The 14,621-nt window shown below is 40.3% G+C and carries 14 protein-coding genes; 7 read left to right on the top strand and 7 right to left on the bottom strand.

The window, feature by feature from the left end:
* Positions 1 to 128: 128 nt before the first annotated feature.
* From RYL77_RS05900 to RYL77_RS05890, 3 genes are all read right to left on the bottom strand, one after another.
* On the bottom strand, positions 129 to 1,640 hold the full coding sequence (locus tag RYL77_RS05900; protein ID WP_315010539.1) for an ABC transporter ATP-binding protein: 1,512 nt from the start codon (positions 1,638 to 1,640) through the stop codon (positions 129 to 131).
* Between the two features lie 798 nt (positions 1,641 to 2,438).
* On the bottom strand, positions 2,439 to 3,413 hold the full coding sequence (locus RYL77_RS05895; protein ID WP_315010537.1) for a HAMP domain-containing histidine kinase: 975 nt from the start codon (positions 3,411 to 3,413) through the stop codon (positions 2,439 to 2,441).
* On the bottom strand, positions 3,406 to 4,083 hold the full coding sequence (locus RYL77_RS05890) for a response regulator transcription factor (RefSeq protein WP_315010536.1): 678 nt from the start codon (positions 4,081 to 4,083) through the stop codon (positions 3,406 to 3,408). The genes RYL77_RS05895 and RYL77_RS05890 overlap by 8 nt, the downstream gene beginning before the upstream one ends.
* 155 nt (positions 4,084 to 4,238) lie before the next feature.
* Between RYL77_RS05890 and RYL77_RS05885 the strand changes: the two genes are divergently transcribed.
* Complete coding sequence (locus RYL77_RS05885; RefSeq protein ID WP_315010534.1) at positions 4,239 to 5,312, top strand: DUF2974 domain-containing protein; 1,074 nt, start codon at positions 4,239 to 4,241, stop codon at positions 5,310 to 5,312.
* Between the two features lie 57 nt (positions 5,313 to 5,369).
* Here RYL77_RS05885 and RYL77_RS05880 read toward each other — a convergent pair whose 3' ends face one another.
* Together RYL77_RS05880 and RYL77_RS05875 are read right to left on the bottom strand one after the other, a co-directional pair.
* On the bottom strand, positions 5,370 to 5,807 hold the full coding sequence (locus RYL77_RS05880; RefSeq protein ID WP_001166796.1) for an Rrf2 family transcriptional regulator: 438 nt from the start codon (positions 5,805 to 5,807) through the stop codon (positions 5,370 to 5,372).
* 75 nt (positions 5,808 to 5,882) lie between these two features.
* Positions 5,883 to 6,725, bottom strand: a complete 843-nt coding sequence (locus RYL77_RS05875) for a metallophosphoesterase (RefSeq protein ID WP_185952546.1) — start codon at positions 6,723 to 6,725, stop codon at positions 5,883 to 5,885.
* 111 nt (positions 6,726 to 6,836) lie between these two features.
* Between RYL77_RS05875 and RYL77_RS05870 the strand changes: the two genes are divergently transcribed.
* The 4 genes from RYL77_RS05870 (at position 6,837) to RYL77_RS05855 (ending at position 9,283) form a co-directional block, all read left to right on the top strand.
* Positions 6,837 to 7,487: a metal-dependent transcriptional regulator gene (locus RYL77_RS05870; protein WP_315010531.1), complete on the top strand. Its 651-nt coding sequence runs from the start codon at positions 6,837 to 6,839 to the stop codon at positions 7,485 to 7,487.
* 120 nt (positions 7,488 to 7,607) lie between these two features.
* Entirely contained in the window at positions 7,608 to 8,318 is a 711-nt protein-coding gene (locus tag RYL77_RS05865; RefSeq protein WP_173277945.1) for a nicotinamide mononucleotide transporter, read from the top strand.
* A gap of 119 nt (positions 8,319 to 8,437) precedes the next feature.
* Complete coding sequence (locus tag RYL77_RS05860) at positions 8,438 to 8,851, top strand: hypothetical protein (protein ID WP_315010528.1); 414 nt, start codon at positions 8,438 to 8,440, stop codon at positions 8,849 to 8,851.
* An 18-nt stretch (positions 8,852 to 8,869) separates the two neighbouring features.
* On the top strand, positions 8,870 to 9,283 hold the full coding sequence (locus RYL77_RS05855) for a hypothetical protein (protein ID WP_315010526.1): 414 nt from the start codon (positions 8,870 to 8,872) through the stop codon (positions 9,281 to 9,283).
* A gap of 38 nt (positions 9,284 to 9,321) precedes the next feature.
* Here the strand turns inward: RYL77_RS05855 and dtd are convergent, their stop codons facing one another.
* The gene (dtd, locus tag RYL77_RS05850) at positions 9,322 to 9,765 is read right to left on the bottom strand and encodes a D-aminoacyl-tRNA deacylase (RefSeq protein ID WP_315010524.1); all 444 of its coding nucleotides are present in this window, start codon (positions 9,763 to 9,765) and stop codon (positions 9,322 to 9,324) included.
* 29 nt (positions 9,766 to 9,794) lie between these two features.
* On the bottom strand, positions 9,795 to 12,017 hold the full coding sequence (locus tag RYL77_RS05845) for a bifunctional (p)ppGpp synthetase/guanosine-3',5'-bis(diphosphate) 3'-pyrophosphohydrolase (RefSeq protein ID WP_315010522.1): 2,223 nt from the start codon (positions 12,015 to 12,017) through the stop codon (positions 9,795 to 9,797).
* 327 nt (positions 12,018 to 12,344) lie between these two features.
* On the opposite strand from RYL77_RS05845, the gene RYL77_RS05840 reads away from it, so the two are divergent.
* Both RYL77_RS05840 and RYL77_RS05835 read left to right on the top strand, forming a co-directional pair.
* Positions 12,345 to 13,730, top strand: coding sequence for an N-acetylmuramoyl-L-alanine amidase (locus tag RYL77_RS05840; RefSeq protein WP_315010520.1), 1,386 nt, complete (start codon positions 12,345 to 12,347; stop codon positions 13,728 to 13,730).
* Positions 13,731 to 13,873: 143 nt separating this feature from the next.
* Positions 13,874 to 14,503, top strand: a complete 630-nt coding sequence (locus RYL77_RS05835; RefSeq protein ID WP_315010518.1) for an MBL fold metallo-hydrolase — start codon at positions 13,874 to 13,876, stop codon at positions 14,501 to 14,503.
* The last annotated feature ends 118 nt before the right edge of the window (positions 14,504 to 14,621 follow it).

Genomic DNA, 14,621 nt, shown 5'->3' with positions numbered 1-14,621 from the left:
TCTTTCTCTGACGAAATCTATCAATTGAATAGATAGATGAAGCAAGAAATTTTTGTTTCCTTATCCGAAGAAGGAAAAACGGTATCTCCTGAACCTTGATACTATGCGTTTTATTCTTTATAATTTAGCTATTTCAAAATTACAAGTTCTCCATTCTTAATTTCCCAAACTTGGTCAAACTTACTTAATAATTCGTTTTGGCGATGTAAAGTAACAATGACGGCACTTGGTAGTTCCAGAACTCTTTCCAATTCCATTTTAAACTGATTAGTATCCAAGGCAGAGAAAGGTTCGTCTAGGATAAGCAATGGATTTTTACGATTTTTCTCACGATTTAAATACATTCGTTGTTGCTGACCACCTGACAGGGATTGTGGTGGAATTTTTTCAAAATCTTCTTCTCTGAATTTTTCATTGAAACTATTGAATAGCGTTACATTATTTTCATAACTCGAAATAAATGTATGTTCTTGTTGCAGAATCATACCGAATCTTCCCCAAAGATGGTCCAAAACAAGCCCATCTAGCACAATTTGTCCTTCAAAATCTTCATCTGTTCCATTTAAAATGTTGAGAAGACTACTTTTTCCAGACCCATTCTTACCAATAAGCGCAATTTTATCCCCTTTTTGAATCGTAGCGGAAGTAATTATCAATTTTGATTCTCCCAGTTGTTTGGAAATGTTTTTCAAAGAAATCGTATCAAAAGAATGTTGAGGTGCTTGAACTGAAACGGGTCTCCCAACAATGTTTTGAAAACTCTTGATTACAGGCTTTACGGACTCTAACATTTGTAAATCATAAAGGATTTCCTGTATTGGTTCAGAAAAAGCATTAATATATCCGAAACTCGCCACCACCTCAGGAATACCGAGTTGCTGGTGAGATAGAGAGTAGGCTAAATAAATAAACAGAACAAGACTAATGAATTCAAAAGAAACACCTGTCAATAAGATGCCTGTAATTTTTGTCAAACCATACTTAAAATACTTATCCTGCAAATTCTTTAGAGAACTCTTTTGTTGATTCAAAAAATGCGACATAGTTAGTTTATTTACCAAATGATGTCCCATGAGCAAATCCTCCAAAGTTCGATAGTAATCTCCTTGTTTTTTCAAGTAAACCTGTCTACGATTAGCGGTCAACTTCCCAACGATTTTAGGAATTTGAATACTAATTCCAGTAGAAAAGATTAAAATCAGTGATACAATAGGATTAATTGTTCTGCTAATAATGAAAGCGTAAATGATGATACGTAAAATTTGTTTGATAAAACTCATCAATGGAGGAAGGTAATCCTTTTCCAACGAATCTAGGTCATTAGATTGATAGGAAATATACTCTGCTACTGTTTTCTGCTTGAAATCGTGGTGACTGAGTCCCAGAAGTGAACGAAACCACTCATTTTTCAAAGTAGTCGAAAAGATAATCCCCTGCTTCCAATCAAGTATCATTTGGATATAGTTACAACTCAAATAGCCTGCTACTGCCATAGAATAGCCATATAGAGCTACTTGATAATCCCCTTTGATTAATGCCTGCGTGAAATACGGTAACAAAGCTGTGCAGATATTCGATATTGCACCAAAAAGAAAATTAAAGAGGAGATACCATCTAATAGTTTTAAGATATGGTAGCATATACGATACTCCTTGCTAATGCGTTTTTTTACATATCGCAGAACAATCTCTACTATTCCCTATTTCAGATAGTGCGATACTCGGACATTGAGTGCAATAATTGTAAATCACACAAGTACTGCAGTTTTTACTATCATTCAAAATATAATTTGCTATTTTGTAAAATATAGGTCTATCCCATGTTTCTTTGATAGATGTAAAATGAATATTTCCAATACTTCTATTGAAAGTAAGCTTTTTCAGTTTTTCTAACGATTTAGGCTATTTCGTGACACACCCACAATCCGTGAAAATTCTGGTTATATCAGATTATGTGATTTTCGTAAGAATTTTATATTGTCTCCAATCATGGCAGTCTCCTTTTACTTGATAAAACTATTATAACATTTAGAAATTAAAAACTGGTTCAAAATCAATAGAATGTGTGTATTCGATACATTCAATAAATTCTTGGAAACAGTTCTACACCAGTTACACAAATCTATATACACCTATCTCATTCAAAATAAAAAGAAAGCTGCAGTTCTTTTAATCCTGTATCAACGATTCATTCTGAAATCGAATAGGAGACATTTCCCAAGTCTACAATTCACTTCATCTCAAATTAATTTTTGTAATTCACCCTTAGTTTATAGATTTTATACTCAACAAAAGTATAAAGCATACAAAACTTCACTTTAAACCAGTATTTATACTATATTCCGTATTAAAAATACTATTATTGGTTTTGTAAAAAACAGTCTTCAAATATCCTGAAATATAGCAAAAAGAGATTGGGTAAAAACTCATTGTCTCTTCTCACTCAAGGACTAAGTTCACTTGAGCAAACTGAATCCGCACTGTCGTTCCTTTTCCGACCTCAGACTCGATGCGAATCTGGTGCCCCAGTTCTTCAGAAATTTTCTTAGATAGGTAAAGGCCAAGTCCAGATGACTGCTGGGTTAGGCGTCCATTATATCCTGAGAAACCACGTTCAAAGACTCGGAGGACATCACTGTTTTTTATCCCGATTCCCGTATCCTTGATACAGAGTTCCTGGCCTTCCATATAAATCTCCAGACCACCTTCCTTGGTGTACTTGAGACTATTTGAGATAATTTGCTCAATAACCACTAGCAGCCACTTTTTATCCGTCACGATTTCTTTATCAAGGTCATGTAGATTGACATTTAAGCCTTTTTGAATAAAGAAAAGAGCATATTTACGAATTATTTCCTTAACCAAATCCTCAATTTGAACCTGCTTTAAGACCAAATCATCATGGAAACTTTCTAAACGCAGATACTGTAAAACCAAGTTTGTATAGGAGTCAATCTTGAAAATTTCCTGTTCCAGTTGCTGCTTCAATTGACGGTCGGCTACTTCTGCAACTAAGAGTTGACCGGCTGCAATTGGGGTCTTAATCTGATGGGCCCACAAGGTATAGTAATCCAGCAAATCCGTCAGTTTTCTTTCTGCTTCTGACCTCTGCTGGTAGAGTTCCATCTCACGCGCTTCTAATTTTTCTGCTAAAGCTACTTCCAAAGGAGACTGGGCTTCTCTCTCCTCGTAGAGAATTTCCTGACGATAAACCTGCATCTCCACCAATATGTCCCAAGTGAAAAATAAGATGGTTACAAAGCAACATAAGAGGAAAAAGTAGAGAAAATAAGTTCCTAAACTAGCAAATAAAAACTGAAAAAGCAAAACTAGAAACGTCAAAGAAAGCAGATAGACAAACAGACGACTACGGGAGCGCAGATAGGCTAGAAAAAATGGTTTCCAATCAAGCATGCTTCAGTCCGTACCCTATCCCTTTCTTGGTCTCGATAAATCCTACCAAGCCCTGTTCTTCCAACTTTTTACGCAAACGAGCCACATTGACAGAGAGGGTATTATCATCAATGAAAAAGTCACTGTTCCAAAGTTCTCGCATCAGATCGTCACGCGCTACGATATTGCCTGCGTGTTCAAATAAAACCCGTAAAATCTGGAATTCATTCTTGGTCAAATTCAAGACTTGGCCTTGATAATGTAAATCCATTGATTTGGTATTGAGGATAACACCAGCATATTCCAGTAAACTCTCGTCACGCCCAAACTCATAGGAACGGCGCAACAAGCCCTGAACCTTGGCGAAAAGAACCTGCTGGTCAAAAGGCTTGGTCACAAAGTCATCCGCCCCCATATTGATTGCCATAACAATATCCATAGCCTGGTCTCTCGAAGACAGAAACATGATAGGCACCTTGGAAATCTTGCGAATTTCCTGACACCAGTGATAACCATTAAACAAGGGCAGGCCAATATCCATGAGGACCAGATGAGGCTCCGACTGAACAAATAGACTCAAAACTTCCATAAAGTCTTCTACCAGAACCACTTCAAATCCCCATTCAGAGAGCATTTTCCCGACCTGTTGACGAATGACCTGATCATCTTCTACTAGTAAAATCTTGTGCATGCGCTTCTCCTTTTCTATTATTATAACAGATTTTTCCATGCTAGAAGGTCTGAAACTGAATTTGAAATAGCTTGTTTTTAACCAACAAAGTGAGCCAATCCTACTAGCTAATTTGAGGGAAATCTGATAAGATAAATAAACAGAAAGGAGTTCTTATGACCAATATTTTTGATTATCTGAAAGATGTCGCACACGATTCTTATTACGACCTTCCTTTGAATGAGTTAGACATTCTAGCCTTAACAGAAGCTACCTACCTCACCTTTGATAATCTAGTCTCCGCAAGTCCTCAGCGACTTTTAGACCTGGCATCTCAGGTTCCAAGAGAATCGAACATGTTGACCAGTAAAAATCGGCTCCAATTATTGGATGAATTAGCTCGACACAAACGCTTTAAAAATTGCAAACTCTCCCATTTTATCAACGACATCGACCCTGAGCTGCAAAAGCAGTTTGCGGCTATGACCTACCGCCTCACTCTCGATACCTATCTGATTGTCTTTCGTGGGACTGATGACAGTATCATTGGCTGGAAGGAAGATTTCCACATGACCTATATGAAGGAAATTCCTGCTCAAAAACACGCCCTCCGTTATTTAGAGAACTTTTTTACCCACCATCCAAAGAAAAAGGTCATTCTGGCTGGGCATTCCAAGGGAGGAAATCTAGCTATTTATGCTGCTAGCCAAATTGAGCAAAGCTTGCAAGATCAGATCACTGCAGTTTATACATTTGATGCGCCTGGCCTCCACACAGAATTGACACAGACCAAAGGTTATCAAAGGATAATGGATAGAACCAAGGTCTTCATTCCACAAGGTTCCATTATCGGTAGGATGCTGGAAATTCCTGCCCACCAAATCATCGTTCACAGCACTGCCTTAGGTGGCATCGCCCAGCACGATACCTTTAGTTGGCAGATTGAGGACAAGCACTTCGTCCAACTGGATAAGACCAACAGTGATAGCCAACAAGTAGACACAACCTTCAAAGAATGGGTGGCCACAGTCCCTGACGAAGAACTTCAGCTCTACTTCGACCTCTTCTTTGGCACCATTCTAGATGCTGGGATTAGCTCCATCAATGACCTGTCTTCCTTCAAGGCTATTGAACACATTCATCATCTCTTTGTCCAAGCTCAATCCCTCACTCCAGAAGAAAGGGAAACCATGGGACGCCTTACCCAATTATTGATTGATACCCGTTACCAAGCTTGGAAGAATAGATAAAAAGCTTATGATGAGGTGTGAACCTTCTCATAAGCTTTTCTTGTTTTAAAGAAAAAATTACTCCTTCATCTGACTCTCTGCATCGGCCACGACTTGTTCTAGACTGGTCTGACCAAGCTCTGCCTCCATAGCCAGCTGAATTCTCTCCAATTTTTGATCCAAAACATCATGAATATGAGCTCCAACTGGGCAATTTGGATTTGGATTGTCATGGAAACTAAAGAGTTGACCTGTCTTACCAAGACACTCAACCGCCTGATAAACATCTAAAAGACTAATGTCCTTGAGATCCTTAACAATCTCTGTCCCACCTGTTCCACGCGCTACTGAAATCAGCTCTGCCTTCTTCAACTGGGACAAGGTCTTTCTGATAATGACAGGATTGACCCCGACACTAGCAGCTAAAAAATCACTGGTCACCTTACTTTCCTTCCCCTTGAGGGCAATGATTATCAGCATATGAGTCGCAATGGTAAATCTACTTGGAATTTGCATCCTCTTCTCCTTTTTACGAGGCTAGCCTGCCTCTACTCTTCTTTTTCTTTTATTATACCCTTTTTAGTTGTAATGTCAATCATTACCACCTTTTAACCAGGCATCTAATTCCCTATCATATCCCTCTTTCTGGGCCAATTCTCTCAGAAATTCCTGATGATGAGTATGGTGGATACCATTGACCAGACTTTCATAATAAACCTCAAAATAGGGAAGTTTGAGATCTTTAGCCAATTGCAATTCAGCTGCCACATCGTAGTCCACCCGTCGGAAGTCCATATCTACCAAGCCCTTATCATCAAACTCCAAAATCATATACTGGGCCCGCAAGTCCTTCCGCAACTGGGCATCTAGAAAGAAAGGTTGCCCAATCGAACCCGGATTGACAATCAATTGTCCACCAGTCCCGTAACGAAGCAACTGCTGGTGAATATGACCATAAACAGCAATATCACAAGGCGGATTGGTCACCAAGCGGTCAAAATCCTCTTGCGCTCCAGTATGAATCAACTCTCGTCCCCAGTTCTTATCAGGCAGATGATGGCTAATTCCTACCGTCAAATCACCAAACTGACGATGAATCTGAAGAGGTTGATTGTGGAGCAGTTCAATTTCTTCTAGGGAAATTTCCTCTAAAACATACTGGCACTGGCGCAAGAGATAGCGTTGACTGGGACGAGTACTATCCAGTTCCTTGCGGACACCATGCCACAGACTGTCTTCCCAGTTTCCCAAAACTCTAGCCGTAATCGGTAGTTGAGCCAACAAGTCCAAAATCCTTCTACGCCCTGTCCCTGGCATGAGAATGTCTCCCAAAAGCCAGTATTCATCCACTCCTAGCTGCCGAGCATCTGCCAAAACAGCCTCCAAGGCGGTAGTATTTCCATGAATATCTGAAAGAAGAGCTATTTTCGTCATATCCATCTCCTCGTTTTTTCTCTTGCAATAAGTATAACATAAAAAGTCACAGCTAGAGAAATCTAGCTTTTTTTGATATACTAGATAAAGATATTAGACAAGAGGAAACGAATGACCCCGAATAAAGAAGATTATCTAAAATGTATTTATGAAATTGGCACAGACCTACATAAAATCACCAACAAGGAAATTGCGGCTCGTATGCAAGTCTCTCCCCCTGCCGTAACTGAAATGATTAAACGGATGAAAAGTGAAAATCTCATCCTAAAGGACAAGGAATGTGGCTATCTACTGACTGACCTCGGCCTCAAATTGGTCTCTGAGCTCTATCGTAAACATCGCTTGATTGAAGTTTTTCTAGTTCATCATTTAGACTATACGAGTGACCAGATTCACGAGGAAGCTGAGGTCTTGGAGCATACTGTCTCTGACCTTTTCGTGGAAAGACTGGATAAATTGCTTGGTTTCCCTAAAACCTGCCCCCACGGAGGAACCATTCCTGCCAAGGGAGAACTCCTGGTTGAAATCAATAACCTGCCACTAGCTGATATCAAGGAAGCTGGCGCCTACCGCCTGACTCGTGTGCACGATAGTTTTGACATTCTCCATTATCTGGACAAGCACTCACTTCACATCGGTGATCCTCTCCAAGTCAAGCAGTTTGACGGCTTCAGCAACACCTTCACTATCCTTAGTAAAGACGAGGATTTACAAGTAAGTATGGACATTGCCAAACAACTCTACGTCGAGAAAATCGACTAATTTCTCAAATACCCAACCAACCCTGAAATTTTTATTTTCAGGGTTTTATTTCTATCATTTGATTTTACTTTCATTTAGTTGTACAATATTTGTTAAAAAAAAAGAAAGATATTTTAATATATGAAAAAATCACTCAAAATTTTTGCGACATCCAAATGGTTTGACCTCTTCGGGGTTGCTTTGGTCGTTGGGATTGCGATTGCATCTGGTTACCTCAACTCACGTCTCGACAAATTTGTAGACTGGGGACCATGGACTGCTCTTGTTCCTTTTGGATTGATTTCCGTAACCAACGTTGGGATTTCCATGTTGTCCACTCGTTTCACGGGAAAATTAAGCAAATGGGGAAATTACTTTGGTATTGTTAATACCATTTTGTCTGGTACCATTGATTATATCCTTGGAAATAAGGCGGCCATCATTACCTATCCCGTCACCTTCCTCATTTATACCTTTGCTATTAAGAAATGGGAAGCTTCGCAAGAAGGCAGACCCAACCAAATGAGCCAAAAACAGCTAAAATTGGCGGCCATCATCATTTCAATCATCGCCTTCCTCTTTGCCTTTGTGACCAACTATATCGGCTATGGAGGCAAGATGAATCTCCTTGCCTATGTAACAACCATTGCCTTTGCACTCTCACTCATTGCCAATGCTTTGAACGCATTGAAACTAACAACTCAGTGGGGCTTTTGGTTGATTTACAATTTCGTTCAGCTGACAAAAGCTGGTATTCAAGGAAATTTTGCCAATATCGGAAAATACATCTTTTATATCCTCAATGCAATCGGAGCTTTATTTGTCTGGAATGATGAAGAGGTGGAACAATAAGAGGGAAATCAAATAAAGAAATCTAACAGAATCTCCTTACTAAAATTTTTTATCATTTTACTTGTAACTCCCATTATTTTGGAGTAGAATGAAGATAGATAAAAGAGGGAGGTCATCTTATGAAAAATCTCTTTAGAATCCATTTTACAGCAATTGCAGTCATCGATTTGCTACTATTTGCATTTTTTAGCACTAGACCCGAGACAGCTTTCGAATGGCTCTTGCTCACTGGTTTTATTTTCCTCCTTGCTCAAGGACTACTGCTATTTCGCTTGGTTGTCCAACTCAAACATCAATTCGCTGAGATTTATCCTCAAATCAATAAAAAGATTCGCTTCTACTATTTAGGGGTTCTCTCCATTGATTTTCTATTTTTTGTCCTTTTAGCCTTCGTTAGTTCTCAGCGTTTTTCATCTCTTATGCCAATCATCACTGCTTGCCATTCTACTTTATATTATAGGACGGCTGACTACCTAAGAGAACACTATCCAGATTTTTACGATAAACACATCTCTTTATGGGAGTGTCTCTAAGGAAAAGGAGGTTTTAGCATGAAAAAAATCATCTTCATCAAAACCACTCAACTCCTTGTCATTGATGGAATCATGCTGGCATTTTTGACATTTAAAGAAGGGCTTACTTGGGATTGGATTTTAATTTATAGCGGTTGGCTCATTTTCTTTCATCCTGTGTTATTGACCTATCTTTCTAACCAACTTTGTGACCACTTTAGCCAACTCTATTCCCAGATTAGACCGATATTCTGGCGTTTTGCCTTACAAATCCTCCTATGGGATAGCCTGATCATTCTCTCCTTGATATGTTTAAGTGGTGTGCCACTTTTCCTTCAGGGAACTCTCCTCATCCTAGGCCATCTCATCCCTTCCTATCGCACTTGCCAAATCTTAAAACAAGATTTCCCTAAAGCCTATCAAGAACCGATGCCATTTTGGAGTATGTTATGATAGATAAGAAAAACCAAGCCGGCTGGGCTTGGTCTTTCTTATCTATTTTTAGTATCTAGGATAATGGTAACTGGTCCATCATTGACCAACTCAACCTGCATATCCGCTCCAAAGATGCCTGTCTGAACAGGCACTTCTTGTGCTAATTTTTGATTGAAAGCATCATAGAAGTCTGATGCCATATCAGGCTTGGCTGCGCCTGTAAAGGCTGGACGATTGCCTTTCTTAGTATCCGCAAAGAGGGTAAACTGAGAAATAGAGAGGATTTCTCCTTCAATATCTTTGACAGATAGGTTCATCTTGCCTTCTGCGTCTGAAAAAATCCGCATATTGACCAGTTTTCTCACAGCATAGTCCAAATCTTCCTCTTGGTCCTCTGGTCCAACACCAACCAGCAATAAGAGTCCCTGATTGATTTTTCCCTGAACCTGACCTTCAATGCTCACTTGGGCTTTTGCAACCCGTTGGATAATGATTTTCATAATAGCCTTTCTAGTAAGAGCTAGGCCAATTAGCCGTTGGTCCGTTTGACAGAGTAAACTTCTGGTACGCTCTTAATCTTATCCACGACCGAAGTCAATGTAGAAAGATTGGCAATGCCGAAGGATACATGGATATTAGCAAATTTCATATCCTTGGTTGGTTGAGCGTTGACTGTTGAGATATTCTTAGTTGTGTTTGAAAGAACTTGCAGTACATCGTTCAACAGTCCTGTACGGTTGAGGCCATAAATATCGATATGGGCCATATACTCCTTATTTGAGTTTGAATACTGATCTTCCCATTCCACATCAAGGAGACGTTGCTCGTAGTTTTCTTGGGCACGCAGGTTCATACAGTCCACACGGTGAATAGCCACACCACGCCCCTTAGTGATATAGCCGACAATATCATCACCAGGCACGGGATTACAGCACTTGGCAATCCGCACTAGGAGACCTGAGGCACCTTCAATGACCACACCACCCTCATGCTTAACCTTGAGGGTTTCTTTATTTTCAACCTTAACCTCGCCACCTTTGACAAGTTCTTCTGCTTCCGCCTTGGCCTTGGCACGCTCTTCCTCACGGCGTTCCTTTTCAGTCAGACGGTTAAAGACGGTAATAGCACCGATTTCTCCAAAACCAATGGCCGCAAAGAGGGATTCTTCTGTCTTGTAGCTGGTCTTTTGCAGAACTTGGTCCATATGACGCTTGTCCATAAATTTATTGGCCACATAGCCATTTTCTTGGAACTGGGCCATCAGCATTTCACGACCCTTGTTGACTGACAATTCCTTATCTTGATTTTTAAAGAACTGACGAATCTTGTTACGCGCCTTGCTGGTCTTGACCATATTGAGCCAGTCACGACTCGGTCCAAAGGAGTTAGGGTTGGTGACAATTTCAACCTGATCCCCTGTCTTGAGCTTGGTTGTCAGTGGAACCATACGACCATTGACCTTGGCACCAGTTGCTTTTTCCCCGACTTTTGTATGAATTTCGTAAGCAAAGTCAATCGGTCCTGAATCTTTTGGAAGAGAACGGACAGCTCCATCTGGGGTAAAGACGTAAATCTCCTCAGCCAGATAGTTTTCCTTAACAGAGTCCACAAATTCCTTGGCATCATCAGCCTGGTCTTGGAGCTCCATCATCTCCTTGATCCAGTTCATCCCAATAGCTGATTCCTTGCTGTTAACCTGCCCCTTGATGCCTTTCTTATAAGCCCAGTGAGCCGCAACCCCGTACTCAGCCACCTCATGCATGGCCTTGGTCCGAATCTGGAATTCAATCGGCCCTTTTGGCCCATAAACTGTCGTATGGATAGACTGGTAACCATTGGCCTTGCGGTTGGCGATATAGTCCTTAAAGCGACCAGGCATCGGTTTCCAAAGCTCATGCACATAACCAAGCATGGCATAAACATCACTTTGGGTATCCAAAATACAACGAATGGCAATCAGGTCATAGATTTCCTCAAACCGTTTTCTCTTATCCTGCATTTTGCGGAAAATCGAGTAAATATGCTTGGGACGACCGTAAATTTTCCCTTTTAGGTGACGATCTGTCGTATAGTCTTCTAGTTTCGTAACTACCTCATCCACCAAGGCCTCACGCTCTCTGCGCTTTTCCTTCATCATATGGGTAATCTTGTAAAACTCCGTTGGATTGAGATAACGGAAAGATAAGTCTTCCAATTCCCATTTGACACTGGAAATCCCCAAACGATGGGCAAGTGGGGCATAGATTTCCATGGTTTCTTTAGAAATACGCTCCTGCTTGTCTTTTCGAAGGTGTTTAAGCGTCCGCATATTGTGCAGGCGGTCAGACAGTTTGACCAAGATCACGCGGATGTCCTCAGACATGGCCATGAGCATCTTGCGATGATTTTCAGCCAACTGCTCCTCATGAGACTTGTACTTGACCTTACCAAGCTTGGTAACCCCATCTACGATTACCCGCACATCAGGACCAAACTCTCTTTCCAAATCATCCAAGGTCGCTTCTGTATCTTCTACCACGTCATGCAAGAAACCACAAGCTACCGTTACAGCATCCAGCTTGAGCTTGGCTAAAATACCTGCCACTTGGATAGGATGAATGATATAAGGCTCGCCTGATTTGCGGTATTGACCATTATGGCATTCCACCGCATAGACCAAGGCCTTATGGACAAAAGCAACATCTTCTTTTGATAAATATTTTTGCGTTAAAGCGACAACCTCATCGCCCGTTAAATTCACTTCTTTTGGCATCTCTACTCTCCAATTCTTCCTACCATTTTATCACTTTTTTAAGAATATGAAAACTAGAAAAAGGGGATTATAATCCTTATTCAATTTGTTGGGAAGGAAGATGAAATAAGATTTACACCAAAATAATAAAACCATCTGATTTTCATCTAACTTTATTTTGGTATTAACTACGTTAAAAGTTAGTGAAATGAAATTATATTCTTCTTTTTCAATAAGAAAAGATTTGATATTCTGGTAATTTTCTAACCTTTTTAGTGTATAATGGTAATAAGAACAGTTTTTTTACAATAATTACTGAATTTTCATCTCTCTAGAAAGGCAAATCACATGAAATCACACAAAAGACTGACACTTTTAGCTTTGGCTATTCTTGGTTTATCAAACCAAGTCGTTTTGGCTGATGATACGAGTCATTCTATTAGTAACCATATTAGTAGTTCTACAACTACTTCTACTAGTAGTTCTCAAGCTAGTACAGAAACTTCGACAAGTATAGCTAGTTCAAGTGAGCAAGAAAGCAAACCCACTCAACCTATACAGACTGGCTGGGTAAAAGAAGGGAACAAGTGGACGTTTTATAGTCAAACTGGGGTCAAATTTACAGATACTCTCTATGATGGTTATCTCTTTGATAGTCATGGCTATTTGCTTGAAAACGGCTGGTACCAGATGGGAAATAATTGGTACTATATCAATGGTTCAGGTAAATATTTATCCAACCAATGGAGCCAAATCAATAGTAAGTGGTATGCTTTTGATGACTACGGTAGAATGTTGGCCAATGTCTGGAAAGACGATTACTACCTCAAATCTAGCGGTGCTATGGCAGATAAGGAATGGGTCTACGACCAAAGCTACTCTAGTTGGTTTTACCTCAAATCTGGCGGACGCTACGCCCAAAAACAATGGATTGGTTCCTACTACCTCAAATCTGGTGGCTACATGGCCCACAAGGAATGGATTTACGACCCAGACTATCAAGCTTGGTACTATCTTAAGGACGATGGTGTGTATGTCACAGGAACCTATGCAGTGGATGGTAAAAACCAGCTCTTCCAAGGAAATGGAAAATGGCTTCGTGAATTAGCACAAGGTTTTCAAAAAGGACATTACTCTAAAACAATCTTTCTCGATCCAGGACACGGTGGCAAGGACCGCGGTGCTTATTACTATGGCATAGCTGAAAAAGACTTGAACCTACAAGTTTACCGTAAATTACGTAAACGATTAGAAGATCTTGGCTACACCGTTCTCACTTCTCGAGATAGCGATATAGATGTTGATTTCATTACCGAGCGTTCTCGCATGGTTAACAAGACCAATGCTGACTTTTTCATCAGCCTTCATTTCAACGCAAAAGGGAATGATACAACTGTTAATCTAGGTATCCAGACCTATTCTTACAAGGATGAACCTGGTTTCCCTAGCAAAATTAACAAAGATTGGCATAATAATCCTGAACGGATGAGTGAAAGTAACCGTCTTGCTGCAGATATCCATTCTTCACTGTTATCTGAAACTGGAGCCAGAGATGCTGGACTCTTGCAAGCTACCTTTGCTGTTCTTCGCGAAACAGCCAAACCAGCTGTTTTGCTAGAGATGGGATATATGGATAATCCAGAAGAAAACCAAAAAATCCGCAGTAGTGAATACCAAGATAAACTGGTTGAAGGGATTGTCAAGGGAATCCAAAAATACTACGCTGGCAATTAAAGTAGTTTAAGCCTCGAACTCACTCGAGGCTTATTTTTCTTATCCAAAACGTCTTCTTCTTTCTAGAATTATTTCCTTTTTCAGCTTATTCTCCCCAACTGTGCTATACTTATCTTAGTACATTCTTTGAGATTGGAGCTAGTATGAAAATCCATAAAACTGTGAATCCTGTTGCCTATGAAAATACCTATTACCTAGAAGGTGAAAAACACCTCATCGTTGTCGATCCCGGGAGCCATTGGGACGCCATTCGTCAGACCATCGAGAACATTAACAAACCAATCTGTGCTATTCTCTTGACCCACGCCCATTATGACCATATCATGAGTCTGGACTTGGTGCGCGAGACTTTTGGCAATCCTCCTGTCTATATCGCAGAGAGCGAAGCTAGCTGGCTCTACACTCCTGTCGACAATCTCTCTGGCCTCCCTCGCCACGATGATATGGCAGATGTTGTCGCAAAACCTGCAGAACACACCTTTGTATTTCATGAGGAATATCAATTAGAGGAATTTCGTTTCACCGTCTTGCCAACACCAGGTCACTCTATCGGTGGTGTTTCCCTAGTCTTCCCTGATGCTCACCTAGTCTTGACAGGTGATGCTCTATTCCGTGAAACAATCGGACGGACGGATCTTCCAACTGGTAGTATGGAGCAACTCCTTCACAGTATCCAGACCCAACTCTTCACCCTACCAAACTACGATGTCTACCCAGGACATGGTCCAGCTACTACTATTGCTCACGAAAAGACCTTCAATCCTTTTTTCTAGCAAGATTTTGATGATAATAAATATCGCAATTTATAATAGATTGAAGCTAGAATAGTACGTCCTGACTTCTAATTCATTTTTCTAAATTACTTTCAATTTCCTAATTGATTTGTTCAGA

Source organism: uncultured Streptococcus sp., from assembly GCF_963516515.1.
Classification (GTDB): Bacteria; Bacillota; Bacilli; order Lactobacillales; family Streptococcaceae; genus Streptococcus.
This window is presented reverse-complemented; position numbering and strand designations above follow the sequence as displayed.